Origin of the sequence: Pseudoalteromonas haloplanktis ATCC 14393 (genome assembly GCF_000238355.1) — a bacterium.
GTDB lineage: Bacteria > Pseudomonadota > Gammaproteobacteria > Enterobacterales > Alteromonadaceae > Pseudoalteromonas > Pseudoalteromonas haloplanktis.
This window is the reverse complement of record NZ_AHCA01000001.1, coordinates 980,489-999,294: the sequence shown is the minus strand read 5'-3', so window position 1 is coordinate 999,294 and position 18,806 is coordinate 980,489. Positions and strand designations below refer to the sequence as shown.

13 protein-coding genes are annotated in these 18,806 nt (G+C 40.9%); 5 read left to right on the top strand and 8 right to left on the bottom strand.

The window, feature by feature from the left end:
- Window positions 1-259: 259 nt before the first annotated feature.
- Both PHAL_RS0104120 and PHAL_RS0104115 read right to left on the bottom strand, forming a co-directional pair.
- Window positions 260-1,822: a tyrosine-type recombinase/integrase gene (locus PHAL_RS0104120; RefSeq protein ID WP_016707154.1), complete on the bottom strand. Its 1,563-nt coding sequence runs from the start codon at window positions 1,820-1,822 to the stop codon at window positions 260-262.
- Window positions 1,823-1,948: 126 nt separating this feature from the next.
- A complete protein-coding gene (locus PHAL_RS0104115; protein WP_016707153.1) occupies window positions 1,949-3,619 on the bottom strand; it encodes a tyrosine-type recombinase/integrase in 1,671 nt (556 codons plus the stop codon).
- 260 nt (window positions 3,620-3,879) lie between these two features.
- Here PHAL_RS0104115 and PHAL_RS0104110 point away from each other — a divergent pair, with 260 nt between their 5' ends.
- Complete coding sequence (locus PHAL_RS0104110) at window positions 3,880-4,125, top strand: YfhL family 4Fe-4S dicluster ferredoxin (RefSeq protein ID WP_029216015.1); 246 nt, start codon at window positions 3,880-3,882, stop codon at window positions 4,123-4,125.
- Between the two features lie 43 nt (window positions 4,126-4,168).
- On the opposite strand, the gene dld is transcribed toward PHAL_RS0104110, so the two are convergent.
- From dld to PHAL_RS0104095, 3 genes are read right to left on the bottom strand one after another with little or no spacing between them, the layout of a single operon-like run.
- On the bottom strand, window positions 4,169-5,857 hold the full coding sequence (gene dld / locus PHAL_RS0104105) for a D-lactate dehydrogenase (RefSeq protein WP_016707151.1): 1,689 nt from the start codon (window positions 5,855-5,857) through the stop codon (window positions 4,169-4,171).
- A 2-nt stretch (window positions 5,858-5,859) separates the two neighbouring features.
- A complete protein-coding gene (locus tag PHAL_RS0104100) occupies window positions 5,860-6,258 on the bottom strand; it encodes a ribbon-helix-helix domain-containing protein (protein ID WP_016707150.1) in 399 nt (132 codons plus the stop codon).
- 28 nt (window positions 6,259-6,286) lie between these two features.
- Complete coding sequence (locus PHAL_RS0104095; RefSeq protein ID WP_016707149.1) at window positions 6,287-6,844, bottom strand: DJ-1/PfpI family protein; 558 nt, start codon at window positions 6,842-6,844, stop codon at window positions 6,287-6,289.
- A 536-nt stretch (window positions 6,845-7,380) separates the two neighbouring features.
- Here PHAL_RS0104095 and PHAL_RS0104090 point away from each other — a divergent pair.
- The 3 genes from PHAL_RS0104090 (at window position 7,381) to PHAL_RS0104080 (ending at window position 10,837) form a co-directional block, all read left to right on the top strand.
- On the top strand, window positions 7,381-8,865 hold the full coding sequence (locus PHAL_RS0104090; protein WP_016707148.1) for a SulP family inorganic anion transporter: 1,485 nt from the start codon (window positions 7,381-7,383) through the stop codon (window positions 8,863-8,865).
- Between the two features lie 10 nt (window positions 8,866-8,875).
- The gene (locus PHAL_RS0104085) at window positions 8,876-9,727 is read left to right on the top strand and encodes a universal stress protein (protein WP_016707147.1); all 852 of its coding nucleotides are present in this window, start codon (window positions 8,876-8,878) and stop codon (window positions 9,725-9,727) included.
- Between the two features lie 84 nt (window positions 9,728-9,811).
- Entirely contained in the window at window positions 9,812-10,837 is a 1,026-nt protein-coding gene (locus tag PHAL_RS0104080) for a Kelch repeat-containing protein (protein WP_029216014.1), read from the top strand.
- Between the two features lie 26 nt (window positions 10,838-10,863).
- Here the strand turns inward: PHAL_RS0104080 and PHAL_RS0104075 are convergent, their stop codons facing one another.
- Window positions 10,864-13,107, bottom strand: coding sequence for a TonB-dependent receptor (locus PHAL_RS0104075; protein ID WP_016707145.1), 2,244 nt, complete (start codon window positions 13,105-13,107; stop codon window positions 10,864-10,866).
- 184 nt (window positions 13,108-13,291) lie between these two features.
- Here PHAL_RS0104075 and PHAL_RS0104070 point away from each other — a divergent pair, with 184 nt between their 5' ends.
- Window positions 13,292-14,011: an SIR2 family NAD-dependent protein deacylase gene (locus tag PHAL_RS0104070; protein WP_016707144.1), complete on the top strand. Its 720-nt coding sequence runs from the start codon at window positions 13,292-13,294 to the stop codon at window positions 14,009-14,011.
- Here PHAL_RS0104070 and PHAL_RS0104065 read toward each other — a convergent pair.
- Window positions 14,008-15,603, bottom strand: coding sequence for a carboxylesterase/lipase family protein (locus PHAL_RS0104065; protein ID WP_016707143.1), 1,596 nt, complete (start codon window positions 15,601-15,603; stop codon window positions 14,008-14,010). The genes PHAL_RS0104070 and PHAL_RS0104065 overlap by 4 nt on opposite strands.
- Before the next feature lie 211 nt (window positions 15,604-15,814).
- The gene (locus PHAL_RS0104060; protein ID WP_016707142.1) at window positions 15,815-18,754 is read right to left on the bottom strand and encodes a TonB-dependent receptor; all 2,940 of its coding nucleotides are present in this window, start codon (window positions 18,752-18,754) and stop codon (window positions 15,815-15,817) included.
- Window positions 18,755-18,806: the final 52 nt, after the last annotated feature.

The following is an 18,806-nucleotide window of genomic DNA, read 5'->3' as shown; positions in this document are numbered from 1 at the left end:
ATCAAAGCTTAATGAGAATAAGCGATCAAAGTTAATGCCATTGGGTGATCAAAGCTAGGGAGAATATGCAGAAAGGACTCAATGTGTCTGAACTAATACAATTGATGGCTTTGTACCACCAACAATAGCCGTTCATTCAGCCAAAAGCATCTGATATTTTTGATATTCCTGCTTTTATAAGAAATCAATCTGCACCACCTAATAAAAGCTCATTTTAGGTTAGTAAGCAAAGACAACGTTATATAGCTTTAAGTAAACGCTACTCTAATATTTGCAAAGGGCGGCTCTTTTTAAGCTTTTGGGTTTGCTGAAGTATATTGCCCCAGATAGTGGAATAAGCACTTACTGTGCTTTTGACTTTGACGATAAATTTATTTGAATAATCAAATTTTAAAAATGATTTTTTAGCCGTTTTGTTTTTTAACTTAGCCTGTATTTTTACTTCTTTAAGTATTTCCTTCTCAAATAGGGAAAAGTTTTTATAAAGTGCTTTAATATCAGTGTTATATATTTTATTCGAGTGGTCATAATGTTTACTCATCGGATCGTGCTCTGAAACAGAGTGATGAAGCATTTTTTTAGACTCAATTTCAGCAATTGTTGATGACCCAATTTTTTTAGTTAGCACTTCTTTCATATGCGATTTTAAGAAGCTGCGAAGCAGTGTTGGAAATGCTCCGGCTGAGCCTTTTATATTTATGTTATCTCGCGGGGCCGCCACCATGTTTTTTGGTGCATGATATTTAAGAGCTCGGTTTAAACTCTCTTTACTTATGGGGTTTGAGCCGTTTTTAACCTTGCAGAATAAATAGGTGCGATTTCTGTCTGGGTTTAATTTTAATTCTTGTTGTATCGCTTTTTTCATCTCGGATGTGAGCTGTATTTTAAACTCTTTTTGGTTTTTCATAGCACCGCGAGTGGTATGGGTTGTTTCAGGAAACGTTAAAAATTTAGGATTATTTAAATCATCTATATACGACAGACGCAGATTACAAATATTTATGGGCCTTAGCCCAGTAAACATCATCAGTAGTACGGCATTTATTAATGTATTATTTTTAGCCGCTTTTAGGCCTATGTATAGCTGAGAAATTAGAGATATATCAGTATATGCCTTACAAGGAATAGGCTTCGCCGTTCGAGAAGATATATAATTATTGTCTATCTCTAGGAATGGATTAGTGCCGTTATTATATTTATTTTTTGCGAACACCCACAGTTTTTTCATCTGCTCGAATAACTTAGCCACATGCGGACCACTTTTCTCTGTTAGCAGTTGGTCAAGCGTTGCTTCTATTACCTTAGGCGTAATAGTTTGAAATAACGTATTTTTACCAAAGGCATTTTGAATTGCATTAAGGTAAGAGGTGTATGTTGTTACTGTGGTTTCAGCTAACTTGCTAGGGCTATGTTTATTAATTGCCTGTAAGTTTTCTATTTGTTTACTCACTACAAATTCGAATGTGTAATTAGAGGTATTCTTTTTGTATATTTCGGCCGCTTTTAATTTTGCTGCTGAAAAACTCATATCATTAGAATCACCAAGCTTGATATTTTTTATGCCATGTTCTTTTTTAAAATCAGTAAAAAATTTAATAATGCCATCATGCTGGAATACAATTCTTATTTTATCTTTAAGCTGATATTTTGAAAGCCTTTTTCCTTTTTCTTGCGCCAATATAATAGTGGCAAGACTGGCTAGCTCTTCCATTGACTCGTCATTATACGGTGGCTTAAATGCATTAAATTCAGCCATGCAAAGGTCACGACTTTTAATCGTGACCTCACATGGTTTTATTGAATTTAATACTGATGTTGCCATTAATATATAAGCCTTAAAAAAGTTAAAATCATCAAATAACTGATGAGGTATCGCTCTAATAAGGCAATAATATGAAATTAATTTTTTTTACAAAAACTTTGGTAAGTCGAAATTAAACTTTTTTAATTATTTTTTTGCTTTGGCTTCTTGGTCACTTAAATACCTCTCAACGACAGCTCTTCCTTCTTTGGTTAAGATCAAATCTTTTGCTACTCTGCCCGTATCACCAAGTGGCTGATTAATGAAGTTTACATAACCTCGTTTATAAACTAGATGATCTTTAATCCTATCTCTCAGGGCTTTCTTTTGGTTGTTTTCTTCTAGGTTCTTAGCTTGTTTACTTTGCATACCTGTAAGTCTGAGTTTTTGGCTTTCGAGTTCTTTCGCTCTTTTTAAAATACTGGCTTCATGAATTTTGAATACATTAAATTTTAGCTTTGTTGAAGTGCCAAATAGCTCTTCAGATTTATCATAATTCAAGCCGTTTGGATCGTCCTCTTTTCTGAGGTGATGAAGCGCGAGTCTGGTGAGTTCCTCTGCGTGTTTAAAATGATAGCCGTTGGCAACCATAATCGCTTTTGCGTTGGATTTAAAAAAGCTTCGGCACATTGTGCAAAATGCACCTGCAGATCCTTTCATTACAATATTTCTTTTATCTCCTTTTACTGCATCAACAGGTGAGTAATCTTTAATGATCTTATCCAGCGACCTTTTAGCAAATGGTTTGTTAAGATCGCGAGGCTGAAGAAATATATGATCAGGGTTACAGTTGGGTAATGCATTTTCCATCCAAGCTCTTTGTTCTAAAATAATGGCGCGCATGGCCTTGGTTAATGGCAGCTTATATTCTTTTTGGTTTTTCATTTCTCCACGAACCCCAACAACAGATGTCGGAAAGGTAATTAAGGTTGGAAAGTCGATACTATTGAGCCACTCCCACTTCATTTGTGGAATATTAATAGGGCGTATGCCTGTCAAAATCATAAATCGCGCAGCATTTTTTTGATGTACATTTGGGGCCGATGCTAGATTTATCCATAATTCAGCTATCGAATCTAAGTCTGTATAAACTTGGCAAGGACGGGGGCTTTCTACACGATCAGATACGTAAAAGTCATCGATATCAGCAGCTGGGTTTTTACCTGAGTTAAATTTATTTTTGGCAAATCGCCATACTCTTCTAATTTGTGCAAAAAGCTCGATTGCTTGGTTATTGGACTCTGCCTTGATAATTAAATCTACAATCTTTTCTAACTCTCCAGCTGTAAGAGACTGGAATGCACGCTTAAGCGGAAAATGATGCCGAAGCTTTTTTATTCTACATTGATATGTTCTGAGCGATGAAGCTGCAAATTTAGTGGGTGCGGTGTTATGGCGCTCTATTAAGCTTTGTTCATAAGCATCAAACACAGTTTTAATATTATGATTATTTAAAACGCCATATTTCATTTGTTCAGTGAGCTTACGCGCTTTTGCTATTGTTAATTCAGGTGCTTCACCTAATTTGGTATTGGCAATACCAGACGATTTAGGAAAAGCTGAGTAAAAAGATACGGTTCCAGATAGGGTAAATATAAGACGAAGATTGTGTTGTGCTTCATATTTCGATAATCGCTTTGTATCTTTATTCTTAACCTCTTGTTTTAATTTTTCTTTTTCCTCAAAAAAGATGATTTTAGAGGCCAAAATAACACAGCGATTTATGTGTTGCATAGAAAATGGCGATTTAAGTTGCTTCCATTCAATTTTTGCTTTCGTGTACTGAGCTTTGGTGAGCGTTGATAAAGAGTTCTTCACTTTGTTATAACCTATACAAATAAAGGCCTTACGGCGAATTTTATTGATTAAGAACAACAAAACAACAGAGAATAGAAGGTATAATTTACGGCTGTAATTTAGACCTAAAGATAAAATGGTGTGTTACGAATTTGTGTTACGATTTAATGAAAAAAAGTGATTTTTTATTAAACTAAAGTAGGCTGAAATTTAGCCTGTACAGATCCAAAATTAAACTTACCATTATGTTTTATAAAGATTTTATAAGAATGGAACAAAAAGTGGCTTTACTCATAAATAGTAAATGCATTAACTGTGATATGTGCGACCCCGAGTGCCCAAATGAAGCCATTTATATGGGCGCTAAAACCTATCAAATCGATCCTGCCAAATGCACTGAATGCGTAGGCCACTACGATAAGCCTACCTGCGTAAGTGTCTGCCCTATTGATTGCATCAAGCCCGATCCAGTTTATCGCGAAAGCTTAGATGAACTGGCCGAGAAGTATGTGAGATTAACGAATTAAAGCGTCGCTTTGCAAGGTATAACTCCCTTTATTGTGGCTAATTCTAAATAGTGTAATTACGCTTTTTAGACATGCCGCCAATGCCAGCATTTAAGCTGTTAGTTGGGTCTAGACTGCGATAGTTCTCAGCCAACGCGGGTTTGGCATGATAATGATGCCCTACGTTATGCTCTGCTGGATATTGTGCACCGCGTTGTTCTAAAAGCTCAAGTAAAGCGGCTTTGATTGCTTTTGGATCTTCGCCTTTTTTAACTAAATAATCCTGATGAAAAACGTGACATAAAAAGTGACCGTAATAGAGTTTACCCATCAGTTTGTTGTTAATATTTGGCGGTAGCTTTTCAAACCATTGGTTATCGTTGCGTTTTAATGCAATATCTAGCGCGAGGATATCTTCGACTTCATGATGGTTTATTTTTGCATATTGTACTGCGGCGCCTGCGGCTGCAAAGCGTAGTAAATACGCTGCTTTTGCTTCTTGTTCGCTACACTGAAAAAAATTAATTTGATGGTCTTGTTGTACTTTTTTAAGCAGAGCGAGTGTTTGCTGTTGCGCTTCACCTTTGACGGTCAAAATTAGTTGATGCTGATACAGTGTATTCCAGTGTTGCAGCTGGCTCGGTGTTTGGCTTGGAAATAATTTAGCGATGCGATAAACCAATTTATCAACGGCATTTTTCGGTAGAAAAGGTAGTTTTTGGCAGACAGCATCGAGTTGGCGCTTAATATTAAAAAATTTAGGCAGCCAATTAGTACCAAGGTTTTTAATTAATAACACTGTATCACGCCCGTAGTTATCGGCTAGTTCAAAAATATCACGGTGCAAATACTCGGCATAAACAGGTAGGCTGCTGGCTTGTTCTAACATTATTTTACGTACTGCCTGTAGTGCGGCGGTAGACTGAGTGCCAAGGTAAAAAGTGAGCTCTTGTTCGTTTTTGGCAAAGGTGTCAACGCGTACAGCAAATACCGCAAGTTTGCCAGCGCAGCCACTTGCTTGGTGCAAGCGTCGTGGATCGGCGTTAAAGCGAGCAGGGGTATCGAGATCAGTTTTACGTACCCACTGTGCATACTCATGATCGGATGCTTGTTTGGTCGTGGTTTTTATATTTTGCTGGCTATATTGCTTTGTTTGTAAGTTGGTGAGTATTTGCTCTGGTGTGTCGCCCAGTTCAATATCTAAATTATTAATTAAACTTAGGCTGCCATCACTGTTAACCTGTGCGTATAAAGCAAGCTCTGTGTAGGCTGGGCCACGTTCAACTAATGCTCCACCCGAGTTATTACACACCCCGCCGACTATAGATGCCCCTATACAGGACGAACCTATAACTGAATGCGGCACTCTGCCATATGGGGCCAGTGCTTTTTCTAATGAGAATAAACTGGCACCGGGTAAGGCAATAATTTGTTGCTGCTCGGCTAATACATGAATGTCGTTAATACGGCTGGTGTTAATAATCACGGTGTTGCGATCACACCCTTGAGTTGGCGTTGAACCTCCGGTTAACCCTGTGTTTGCGGCTTGCATGATAACGATGACATTTGCACTTACACAGGCTTGTAATGCGTGCCATTGTTGTAACAAAGTAGCGGGTTTTATAACCGCCAGCGCAGGGCCATGGCCTTCTCTAAATCCTTTTCTATAGGGGGCCGTAGCGCGACTACTTGTTAATACATAACGGCTGCCTACAATATCTTTTAAAGCATGAATAAGTGATGAGTGCGACATAATTAGTTAAGCGATGACTTTAGTGATGTATCGATATAGCGGCTTTTACGCAAATTGGTGCGTAGCTGCTCTTGCTCTAACACTTTACTTGCGTCAATATCGTTTAATGGTTTGTTGTCTTCACGGTTTAAATTGCCATCAGCCACCAGCGACAAATAACGTGAGCAACAGACACGTAAGAATGAGGTGAAATTACCAATATCGTGATCAGCATCAAGAGACTCAAGGTAGAGTTTTGTGATCATCTGATTGACGGTCATTTGATCGCGAAAGGCCACTTCTTCTAAAATATCCCAAAAAAACTCCTCTAAACGAATCGATGTAACAACACCATCTATCCGCAGTGATTTGGTACGGCAGGTCCATAAACGGCTGTCGGCATTAATAAAAAGTTGGCACATAGTTGACCTCTTGATGCTGTGGTTTAGATTATAGTAATGCCACAAATTGCTTAAGCATGGCAGGGTGTGCAGGCCATGCCGGCGCTGTCACTAGCTTGCCATCGGTAATGGCGCCATCCATTGGTAATTCAACGTACTCGGCACCCGCCATTTTTACTTCTGGTTGGCAAGCAGGGTAAGCAGATACTTTTTTACCTTCAATGACTCCAGCTGCTGTTAGCAATTGCGGGCCGTGGCAAATAGAGGCTATAGGTTTACCTGCTGTGGCAAAGTGCTTAATGATTTCGATCACTTTTGCGTTTAAGCGTAAATACTCCGGAGCTCGGCCTCCTGGCAAATATAAAGCATCGTAATCTGCGGCATTAATATCGGCAAATGTCGCATTGAGTGCAAAATTATGACCGCGTTTTTCAGTATAGGTTTGGTCGCCTTCAAAATCATGAATAGAGGTGGCAATCATATCGCCCGCTTTTTTATCTGGACAGACAGCATCTACTTCATGCCCCATTGCCAGTAATGCTTGAAACGGCACCATGTTTTCATAGTCTTCTACAAAGTCACCGGTGATCATTAGTACTTTAGCCATGTTTAGCTCCTTGTATTGAGTGTGAGCATGTATTTAAGTGCTATTTTGTACAGTGCTTAAATACATGGAGTATTTAGTAGAACATAACGAAGGATTGAATGGGTAATATAGGAATACTACAGCACCTTGTTATAGTAGTTTAAAAGTTGGGAGCTCGTCACAATTGATTTTAGTGGTAGATTAGCCTACTATCTCAGCAACTTTATGTTATGAGGCTCAATATTTTGCGCATTACGCCGCCCTAGGTTTCCCCCTCTCTAAATTGCCATGCTCAATAGTGGCTATCAATTGCTGTTCTTAGCAGGTGCTTTTTCGCGCCATAAAAAATATTAAAACATCATAATTCAACTTTCACTAGCTACTTTACTTCGGTATTGCTGTGTTGGATGTGTGCTTTATAAAATTTCAAAAAATCAATCATGCTTTTACTTTAGGTTAAACGATTTACCTATCAAAGTAGGTACAATTCTGTAGGTGAACTTTTAACTGCCATGAGTGGACAGCGTGAGTTGATAACACATAAAACAAGGTTTTCTATGTTCGAAAAATTTAAACTCGAATGGTTTTCTAATATCCGTGGGGATTTACTTGCGGGTATTGTGGTTGCGTTAGCGTTAATACCTGAGGCTATCGCGTTTTCTATTATTGCCGGTGTTGACCCTAAAGTGGGTTTGTATGCCTCGTTTTGTATTGCTGTAATTATCGCCATAGTTGGCGGCCGGCCTGGGATGATCTCAGCAGCAACCGGTGCAATGGCTTTATTAATGGTGACCTTAGTAAAAGATCATGGCCTTGAATACTTACTGGCTGCAACGCTATTGACCGGGGTAATTCAAATTATTGCCGGTTTTATAAAGCTTGGTAGCTTAATGCGTTTTGTATCGCGCTCTGTGGTAACAGGGTTCGTAAATGCTTTGGCTATATTAATATTTATGGCGCAATTACCTGAGCTTACCAACGTGACTTGGCATGTCTATGCCATGACAGCTGCGGGTTTAGGGATCATTTATTTATTCCCTTACTTACCAGTGATTGGTAAATCAATACCTTCTCCATTAGTGTGTATTGTGACACTTACCGTATTTGCGATGTTTATGGGCATGGATATTCGCACTGTTGGCGATATGGGCGAGTTACCTGATACATTGCCAATTTTCTTATGGCCAGATGTACCGTTAAACCTTGAAACATTGGTGATTATACTGCCTTATTCAATTGGTTTGGCTGTGGTTGGTTTATTAGAGTCGATGATGACAGCAACCATTGTTGATGACTTAACTGATACGCCGAGTGACAAAAACCAAGAATGTAAAGGCCAAGGTGTCGCTAATATTGGCGCTGGTTTAATGGGGGGTATGGCAGGTTGTGCCATGATTGGTCAATCTATCATTAATGTTAAATCGGGTGGGCGAGGACGCTTATCGTGTTTTACTGCCGGCGTATTTTTATTGTTTATGGTGGTGTTTTTAGATCAATGGCTAAAACAAATTCCTATGGCTGCATTAGTGGCGGTGATGATTATGGTATCAATTGGTACCTTTTCGTGGAGCTCAATACGGGATCTAAAAACCAACCCACTGTCGAGTAATCTTGTCATGATAGCAACGGTTGCTGTTGTGGTAGCCTCTCATAACTTAGCTATAGGTGTATTGGTTGGGGTGCTAATGTCAGCATTATTCTTTGCTAACAAAATTGGCCGCTTTATGGTGGTGCAAACTCAGAAAAATGATAAGCAGCGTACCTATAATGTAATCGGTCAGGTGTTTTTTGCATCGAGTGAGCAATTTATTGCCTCGTTTGATTTTAAAGAAGTCGTCGATAAAGTGGTGATTGATTTAAGCCATGCGCATTTTTGGGATATCACGGCGGTGACCTCGTTAGATAAAGTGGTGATCAAGTTTAGACGCGAAGGCGCTGAAGTTGACATTATTGGTATGAGTGAGGCAACCGCCACTATGGTTGACAAATTTGCCGTTCATAACGATCCAGAGCAAGTAGAAAAACTAATGGCTGGCCATTAAGGAGTTAAATATGAAAAACGTAATTACCTGTATTGATGGCTCAAACTACACGCAGTCGGTGTGTAATGCGGGCATTTGGGCTGCAGGCAAGCTGGCTAAGCCATTGCTACTTTTACACGCTATTGAGAAAGACCAAAAAGCACGTTATGAAAACCTCAGTGGTGCAATTGGCTTTGGCGCTCGTTCAGCACTGCTTGAACAAATGACTGAACTGGACGAGCAACACAGTAAGCTTGCGCTGCAACTAGGCAAAGAGTTACTAGAGCATGCAACACAAAGAGCTATTGCACAAGGTCATGAATTGGTTGATAGCACGCAGCGCCATGGCACGATCAGCGATGCCATTTATGACCTTGAAACGGATGCTCGATTAATCGTACTTGGCCGCTGTGGGCAAGGTCATAGTGCATCGTTTAAAGCACTGGGTTCACACATTGAGCAGATTATTCGTCAAGTCCATACGCCAGTGTTAATTACCAATCAAGACTTTATCCAGCCGCAAAATTTTTTGCTCTGTTATGACGCTAGAGAGACTGCCGACAAAGCTGTACAACGGATAATTGAAGGCGGATTACTGCAAGGCTTAAAGTGTCATTTAGTGACGGTTAAAAATAATGTCAGCGACCAGCAAAGTAAGTTTAAAGCGGCTGAAGCATTGTTAGTCGAGAATGGCTTTGAGGTTGAAGCGAGTTATCTAACAGGCAATATTTTTGATTCACTGATGGCTTATAAACAAAACCATGCAGTTGATATGGTGGTGATGGGGGCGTTTGCACATTCTAAATTTAGGCAAGTGCTACTGGGTAGTAATACCATGAAGATGATTGAAAATACCCAGCTCCCACTAATAGTGCTACGTTAAGCTGACAAGCCTCTGGCCTCAGCAGTTTAATGCTGCTGAGGTTATGTTATTCTTACTCATACCTCAATTTTTTGAATGATTTTTATGAGTCTACTTTTCTCCCTTGCCTTGGCAAGTTTACCTACCTTACCAGAGCCTGTTGCGAATAATGCAGTCGCAAAAGTTGTCGTTGATGAGCAACCGTATTTTTTAAGTTTTATGGGCTTAGGTGTAAATAAAGATCACCACAGCGTGCATAACAAAGTGTGGGCGTTAAAGCTGGGTGATAAACAATGGCAGGCAAAATCACCTGTGCCCAGTAGTTTACAACCCAAAGGGCGTTTAGCCAGTACGGCTGTGGGACTTGGTGAATATGCCTACGTGTTCGGTGGCTATACGGTAAGTAGTGATCACACAGAAATATCCAGCCCAGATGTCTATCGTTATGATTTAAAAAATGACCGCTATACTCAACTTGCCAATATGCCGGTACCAGTGGATGACAGTGTGGCATTGAGCTACCAACAGCGCTATATCTATTTGGTCAGTGGCTGGTATAACGATGGCAATGTAAATTTAGTACAAGTGTACGACACGCAAACAGATACATGGCAGCAAGCTTCGCCATTTTTAGGTGAGCCGGTATTTGGCCAAGCCGCAGCAATTAGCGGTAATACGATTGTGGTGTGTGATGGTGTAAAAACCCAAGCGAATGCTGATAAACGCCGCTCTTTTGCCGCGGTTGCGCAATGTTTAAAAGGCACGATTGATGAGAGTAACCCATTAAAAATTGATTGGCGCACTTTACCACATCCCACAGGGACAGCTCATTATCGTATGGCAGCCACCAGCTTTAACGACGCTATCTATATGCAAGCAGGCTCAAATAATCCCTATAACTACAATGGCATGGGCTATAACGGCAAAGCTGCCCCCGCGAGTAACCATGTCTGGCGCTTTGATATAGCAAGTAATAGCTGGCAAATACTTACACCGCTCACAATTGCGAGCATGGATCACCGTGGTTTACTTGAATATCAAGGGAGCTTATACCGCATTGGCGGCATGGATAATAAGCAGCAAGTAAGTAATAAAGTGCTTGGTTATAAAATACAAAACGCTGCAAAGTAGCAGCGTTTTGGGTTGTTAACTTTCCTTTAAAATTTTACGCTGTAATCGAGAGTGTAGCTACGCCCACGTGCTTTATGATCATAAAGTGCAGCGGGTCCGTAGCTTGGGCTATAGAAATAAATAGCCCGTTTACCCCATTGTGTTGTGTATGTTTCATCTAATAAGTTAGTAATGGCAAAGTTGACCGTGCCTACTGACAATGGGTAATTAAAAATTAAGTCTAGCTCAGTGTAGCCATCAATTTGGCGATCTTCGTTATTAACGTTGAACTCGCTGGCATCATCGCTTAAATCAAACATTGATTTTGACTGTAAACGAGCTTTTAAAGTATCACCTTGCCATGCTACATAGCTGGTGAGTTTTGATGAACTGGCTTTAGTGACATCAATTTTAGCCCATTCACCTTGAGTTGTTTTACTCTGTCCGCGGACTAAATGGCTACTCATACCGATTCGAAATGCAGCATTAAAATCATAATCAATCTGACCTTCAATACCTTGAGTACGCAGTGGGCTTTCTTTTACATCTATAAGTAATGTTTTGCTATTCGTAACAATTGTTTGATCAGATTGGCTTTGGTACACAGACAATTGTGCGGATAGATTTTCATTATTATAACGCCAACCAAATTCGTAAGAGTCGGTTTTTATTCCTTTGAGGCGTGAATTACCAATGCTGACCGTTGAACCGTCTTGTAAAGCTAGGTGGCCATTCTCATCTGCGGGTAAGTATTTACCTTTGCCGTAGTATTTGGCAACATTTGGCAGTTCAAATGCTTGTGCAAAGTTAGTCCATATTTGTTGATTATCAGTGACATCAAACACAGCACCAAAATTAAACAGGGTTACATCATAATCGGTTGAGCCACCTAAAATAGCATCAGCTGATTGAGCTTTGTTTTGGGCTACTTTAGTGGCGGCACTGCCGGACACAAAGTCTGATACGGTATTGTTCAAATTCTGCTGCCGCACACCGGCAGATAACGAAAGACGCTCAATAACTTGCCAGCTTAGTTGTGCAAAAAATGCTTTACTGTCTACTTCAAAACCAGGGTAACGGTCGACACTAAATAACGACTGGATATTTAGGCCGCCACTGGCTTGCGCAATTATAGGATCATAGTAGGTTTGCATCGCATCAAACTCTTCACTGTCGTAGTCAAAACCATAAGCGAGATCAACCGATTGCCATTTTTTGTTTAGTACAAATTTAAAGCCGTATGCGTCGGTACTTTGCTCTGAACTGGAAAAACTAGCGACTGCATTTTGTGTTGCATTTAGTCGAGGGCGCGGGTAAAAATCAAAATATTCAGAGCGCATGAAGGCTTGAATATTTAAGTTTTGGCCCATAAATGCTCGGTGCTGATAATCTATATTAAATAAGTTACGCTTAGTTTGTGGGGTATGCTCAGATTCAAGTCCGGTACGAATACCCACATCACTCATATCACCAAATAATGAGCCTGAATTATCGCCAAAATATAAGCCATGTTCGCCATCGCTTTCATTATTATAGTATTGACCTAAAAACGAAATCGACTGCTGATCATTGATCATCAGTGTACTTGAAGCCATCAAATCTAAAGAGCGCGTATATTGCAGCCCTGATTGTGTAGTGTCCATCATGATCGGTTCACCGTTGCCATCATACATAGCGTTCACTTGGCTATAGGCTAACGAGATGCGTCCTTTTGAGCGTTGATTTTCCCAGCTGGTGGCAGCTGCTAACTTGCTATCTAAATCGTCATGGCCAGCAAAACCGGATTTAATACCTACATTTAGCTCGGTAGTACCATCACCTTGTTTTGTAATAATGTTAATAACGCCACCAATACTTCCACCGCCATAAATTGCGGTAGAGCCAGAGATAACTTCAATGCGTGCAATATTAAAAGGGTCGATTGAGTCTAAATGACGACTTAAACCCCTAGATGAATTTAATGATACGCCGTCAATCATCACCATCATAGGGCGGCCACGCATGTTTTGAGAATAATTAGTGCGACTTTGGCTTCCTAAATCTAGGCTAGGAATTAACTGCGCTAACGCATTTTTAAAATCAACACCGGCATTAATTTGCGTTTCAATTTGCTCTAAATCTACTAACCAGACCGTACCGGCAATATCGCTAATGGCAGTTTGCGTTCTGTTTGCCGTTACAACCACACGTTCAATACCTTCATCAGTATGTTGGTTGGCAATTGCGTACGGACTAAATATTAAAGGGCTGATGCAACTGGTGATAACGAGGGACAAAAGCGTTTTTTTCATGCTACTTCCTAGTAAAAATGAGCGGGAATACTTTTTTGGTACAATTTCAGGTGAATGGTAATGGTTTTTAATATTATTATCAAATGAGGTTGATAAATTACTCAAAACTAATAATATCGTTTCATCTAGTGGGCTTTTTACGCTAGTTTATTGAACAAGATTATGATTTTAATAAGCAATAATAATGAACACTCTATATATCACTGGTGCTGGGGTAAGTGCTGCCAGTGGCATTCCTACTTTTCGTGGCGAAGATGGTTATTGGACTATCGGCAGTAAAAATTATACGCCCATGGAAATGGCCACTCGCGCAATGTATGAAAATAATCCAAAAGAATTTTTAGCGTGGTATTACCATCGCTTTGCTACTTATCGCAATCATGGCCCTAACGAAGTGCATCATTGGCTGAGTGATAAAAACTTAATCACGCAAAATATTGATGGTCTAGACGGTAAAGCAGGGAATACTAATTACATTGCTATTCATGGCCGGCTTGATCAAATGACGTTGTTTCATCATCAGGGCGATGATGTCACACCACAAACGACCCCTTGGGATAACGTAGACGAAAGCCGTTTACATGATTCGTTGTTTGAATTGTTTAAAATTGAAAACCACCAGCCGGTACTCAACCAATCGTTAAAGCCTTTTGTGCTGTTATTTGATGAATATTATACTGAGCTTTACCGTATTAGCGAAGCGCAGCAGCGTATGGTAGATGCCGATAAAATTGTATTTATGGGCACCTCGTTTAGCGTCAATATCACTCAAATGGCACTGGAGATTGCACGCAGTTATGACATTCCTATCGAAGTGGTTGATCCTGAGCCTGCGCACATTATGCATCCTAATGTGAGCTATAAAAAAATGACCGCATTAGAGTACATCCAAGTAAAGGGCTAGTGTTGTTTTACTTTCGCTTGTGTTGCATTGAGCCGCAACCCCAGTGGATCAGTAACAAACTCAGCAATACCTGAGTTATTTAACTCTAAAATAGCTTTAGGTGCTTGCTGAAAAGGTTGCCAATTTATTAAGCCTGGGCCATTTGGGTTACCGGTTTTGATAAAGTTAGTCACATAGCGGTGCATGGTTTTACCTGCTTGTTTATCTTGTTCAGTGGTAACGTGACCATACTTAGTTGCTACCGTATTAAAAAAGTAAGGGATTTCGCTGGCGTGGGCTGCTCCTTTTACATTTAGCGTTTGCGCCACATATGCGAACCGATAAAGATATGCATTTTGGCCACTTTTACTAAAGCGTTGTGCAGTAAAACGGGCTGGCTCTTGCATTAGCTTATCTTGGCCAACCTGGTAATTTAGCTGTGCCAGCGGTTTATTATTTTCAGGATCATAGGCTACCTGGGCTTGTTTGGCATTATCAGCAAAACTGTCGAATAAAGCCTGTTTAGAAGCAAAATTTGCATTACCAATATCATGGCTGGTAGTACCGACCATTAATGGCACTTTGCTAAACTGACCATTGAGTAAGTTTTCGCTGTTGGTGCTCGTAATGAGTATACCGTCTAGAATAGGCCCACCAGAGTAAGTTACAAGCGAATCATTCTCTTGTTTTAAAGTACTTAAGTTTAAATTACCAACAATAGCCTGAGCAGGCAGTTCACGCAGGGCTTTTAGGCTGCTTTGATCACTGCCAGTAATTTGATGTTGGGCGGCAAAATTAATCCCCACTTGCTCTGCGGATAAGACTTGTTGATCATCACTGTGCAGTGGTAATAGGTTAAATAACTCTCGACCACCGCCCGACATAACAATAGCCTTATTAAATAACCCTTGCGAACCCGGTGCTTGCAGCATAGCGTGTACTGACTTACCACCGGCGGATTCGCCCATAATAGTTACTTGGTTTGGATCACCGCCAAACTCAGCAATGTTATTTTTAACCCATTTTAAAGCAGCTATTTGGTCCATAATCGCATAATTACCGAGTGCATCATTTTCAAAAGTACTCAGTGCTGGGTGTGCAAAAAAACCAAATCGACCTAAACGGTAATTAAAACTAACAAACACCACGCCTTGTTTAGCAAAACTGTCACCACTATAAACCTCAGCAGAAGCACCGCCGTTAACGAAACCACCGCCATAAAACCATACGACTACAGGGTAGCCCGCTTCACTTTGTTTAGCCGGTCTTATTACATTTAAATACAAGCAATCTTCCGCAGGTAGTGTGGCTAGAGGGGCGGCATCGTCTACAAAGGGTTTTTGCATACAGTCAGGTGCATAGTGATCGACTTGCTTAATACCTTGCCATTTGGGCACAGGTTGCGGGGAGCGCCAGCGATAATCGCCTACAGGGGGAGCTGCGTAAGGTATACCTTTAAAAGTAATAATTTTACCAGACTCACTTCCTTGTACTGTACCGCCCGTTACCTTAGCTGTCGTACTTGAGGGGGCTTTAGAGCAACCTTGTAAAGTCAGGGCTGCAAGCGTAAAACAAGTGAGAAAAGCAAGTGTTCGTCGTGAGCGCAGTCGCATGGTTAACCTCTGTTAGTGAGCGTGTCGAATTTGAGAGCTAATAGATACTAGCATAAAAAATGGTGGGGTAGATAAAGGCTTAAATAAACCAAGGTGATTACATAGGGAGTGTAACCACCTTGGTTAAGTATTTGGCAAAAGGTTAATTTAACCTTTTAATCTCCTGGGCAGAAGTGTGCCAAATTTGTTGCGCTCGTTATAGTAGAAAATATTAAAAACGAGTACGAATACCAAAGGTAATACGACGCTCGAAGATATTTTGAGTGATCACATGATCTGACCACTGCGCGTATATATCTTCTTTTTCTTCGGTCAAGTTGCTCACCGAGGTATAAATACTCATGTCCTCAGCAAACTCATAGCCTGCATACATATCAAAGTATAGTGTGCTGTCGGTCCAAAATGGCACTACGCCTTCGCCCATTGGCGAACTTAAGCTGTCTAAACGATCACTTCGGTAATTAGCTGCAAGACGCAGTTGTAATGGGCCTTTTTCGTACCAAAGCACGGCATTGGCTGATTTTTCTGAGTTATCCTGAATAGGTAAGCTTTCGCCGTAGACATCAACGTTAGCGCTGTCACTTGGCGCATAAGTAAAGTTAACTGACGTTCCTAAACCATCAAATGGTGCAGGTAAAAAGTCAAACGCTTGCTGATAAACCACTTCAAAGCCTTTTATATCACCGCCTTGGCCATTAACTTCTGTGGTAACGGGGACTTCACGGCGAATAACGCCATCTATATCGGGTAAGCCTTGCATAACAATGCCGTTTTCAACAAAAGACTCTATATCCATTAAAAAGGCTGAAATACTCAGTAAACCACTGTCATTAAAATACCATTCAGCAGATAGGTTATAGTTAGTTGCGCGCCATGGCTCTAGATCAGGGTTACCATTTTGGCGGCCTTGTACGGCTACTAATAGATCTGGACTTACGCCTAACTCTGCTGCAAGCACATCACCAGCTCGAGTTCTACCAACACTGACACCACCTGCGAGCTTGCCAATATCGAGCGTGGTCATGGTTTTACCATAACCGGCACGAAGAATTACGTCGTCCGTTACGTTTAGATTAAAGTTCATTGATGGTAAAAAATCAGAGTAATCTCTGCTTAACCATTTTTCACCGGTTTTTTCACTGGCGGTACATAATGAACAAGGGCGCTCTGAACCGAGTTGGTTTTGCAGCATGTCGAGTTCGGTTTTAATGTATTGCGCACCGATATTGGCGGTATAACTTAAATCACCTAATTCGCCAGCAAAATTCGCTTTAAAGTAGGCGGTTTGGGTTTGCTCTTTCACTTGATAAGTACGAGACGGGTTAGCCAAGCGTTTATTACCCGGGTAAATAGCATTTTGAAATGCCATTGGGTCGTCCATCACTTTAGGGTCTACTAAATAAAAACTATGTCCTGTGCCGCCAGGACCTAACCCATTGACTTGATTTACCCAACCATCAGGCATATCGCTGAAGAAGTTGGTTTTACCAAGTGTTAAATCACCACCTGCAACGCTATTTTCGCCATCGCCGTTGGTATCACCCAATGAGGCGCCGGAATCTTTCCACATTACGTCAGCACTAATATTGCCGGTGGTAAATGGCGCAACTAAAATATAAGTTTCCCGCTCCACATCACGTTTTGATGCGCGCAGACCAAAATCAAAGTTCTGTAGATGATCGGTCTCAAAGGCGTAATGGCCATCAATACGGGCAACATCTAAACTGGCTTCTTCTTCAAAGTTATTTTCAGAGTAGGTTGAAACCAGATTATATTGGCTTATATCGTTACCAAACCCTTCGGCAAAACCAAGGCTGAGATACTCGCCACTGCGTGAGAAGCTCACATCTACTTCTTCTGGACCGTAACCATTAGGGTTTACAGGGGTAATGCCATCACCATGATTTTTTAATAACCCATGTTGTGCGCCAGAGGTTAAGAAGCCATGGGCTACATTTTCAGTATGGCTGCGCTCAGCCTCGCCATGAATATACCTAAATTCACCAGAGAGTGGCCCGTCGCCTTGGTATTCGAATAAAAAACTGGCGTTAGTTGATTCACGATCGTTCGTTAAACTTTCAGAGTAGGCACTAACGCGGCGAACTTTTAAGTCAGCTTCGTTGACTGTGTATATTTGTCCGCCTTGTTCATTATCTAAGCGAGGAATAAAGTTATCAGAATACGCCCAAATAGAACCGCGAGCATTATCAACCATCACACCTTGTTTACGGTCGGCGTCATCCATTTTGGTATAAAACAGATCACCGGTAAAAGTCAGTGTATCGGCAATTTGGTATTGAATGGTGGTGTTTAAACCAAGACGATCACGTTCGGTTTCACGGTCCATCACACCATAAAAGCGTTGGCTGTAAAAGCTGTCGTTAAAATCGCCATCGCCGTTAAAGTCTCTGTCAGTTTCATTTTGTACTTCAGATGAGGTCAAAATGGTGCCGTTACGGTAGTTTGCTAAGGTGCTTTCGTCATAAGCTGCCGTGACAATAATGCCAAACTTGTCATTGTTGTAGCCGGCAAATGCCACTAGTTTTGGGTCTGTTTGCTCCGAAAGACTGCCGCGTGTTGCTTCCCCAGTTAACGAGAATGTTGTGCCTTGGTCAAGATCAAAGGGTCTGCGTGTTTTTAAATCGAGAGTACCTGAGATACCGCCGGCTAGCGTGTCAGCTTGAGGTGATTTAAGCACATCAATCCCTGAGAGTAATGCGGCGGGGACATCAGTGAAATCAGGTTGCAAAGTTGTAATTGAACCAGCACTTAAAAATTGCTCACCATTTAAAAGGGTTGTTACTTGTGGCATACCACGTACGTTTATGGTTGACCCTTCGCCAGCGGAGCGGCGAATTTGTATGCCGGGGATACGTTGCAGCGTATCAGCAATCGTTACATCAGGCAGTTTACCAATATCTTCTGCGGTAATAGAGTCCATTACCCCAGTACTAAAACGTTTATTGTTAATATCTTGTTTGTTACTGGCGGCAATACCACGTACTTCAATGGTTTCTATATCGTCATTTGCGGTTTGTACTTGATCCGCAGCAACTCCCGCAAAGCTTGTGGAACCACAAATGATGGCGGCGATAGCTTTTGCCGTTAAGCTTCTATTTAGAGTGGCTGGGCGACGGTTTTTAATGTTCATGCTGATGTACCTTATCCTGTATTTTAGGCGTTGATTATTATTTTCTGTTAAT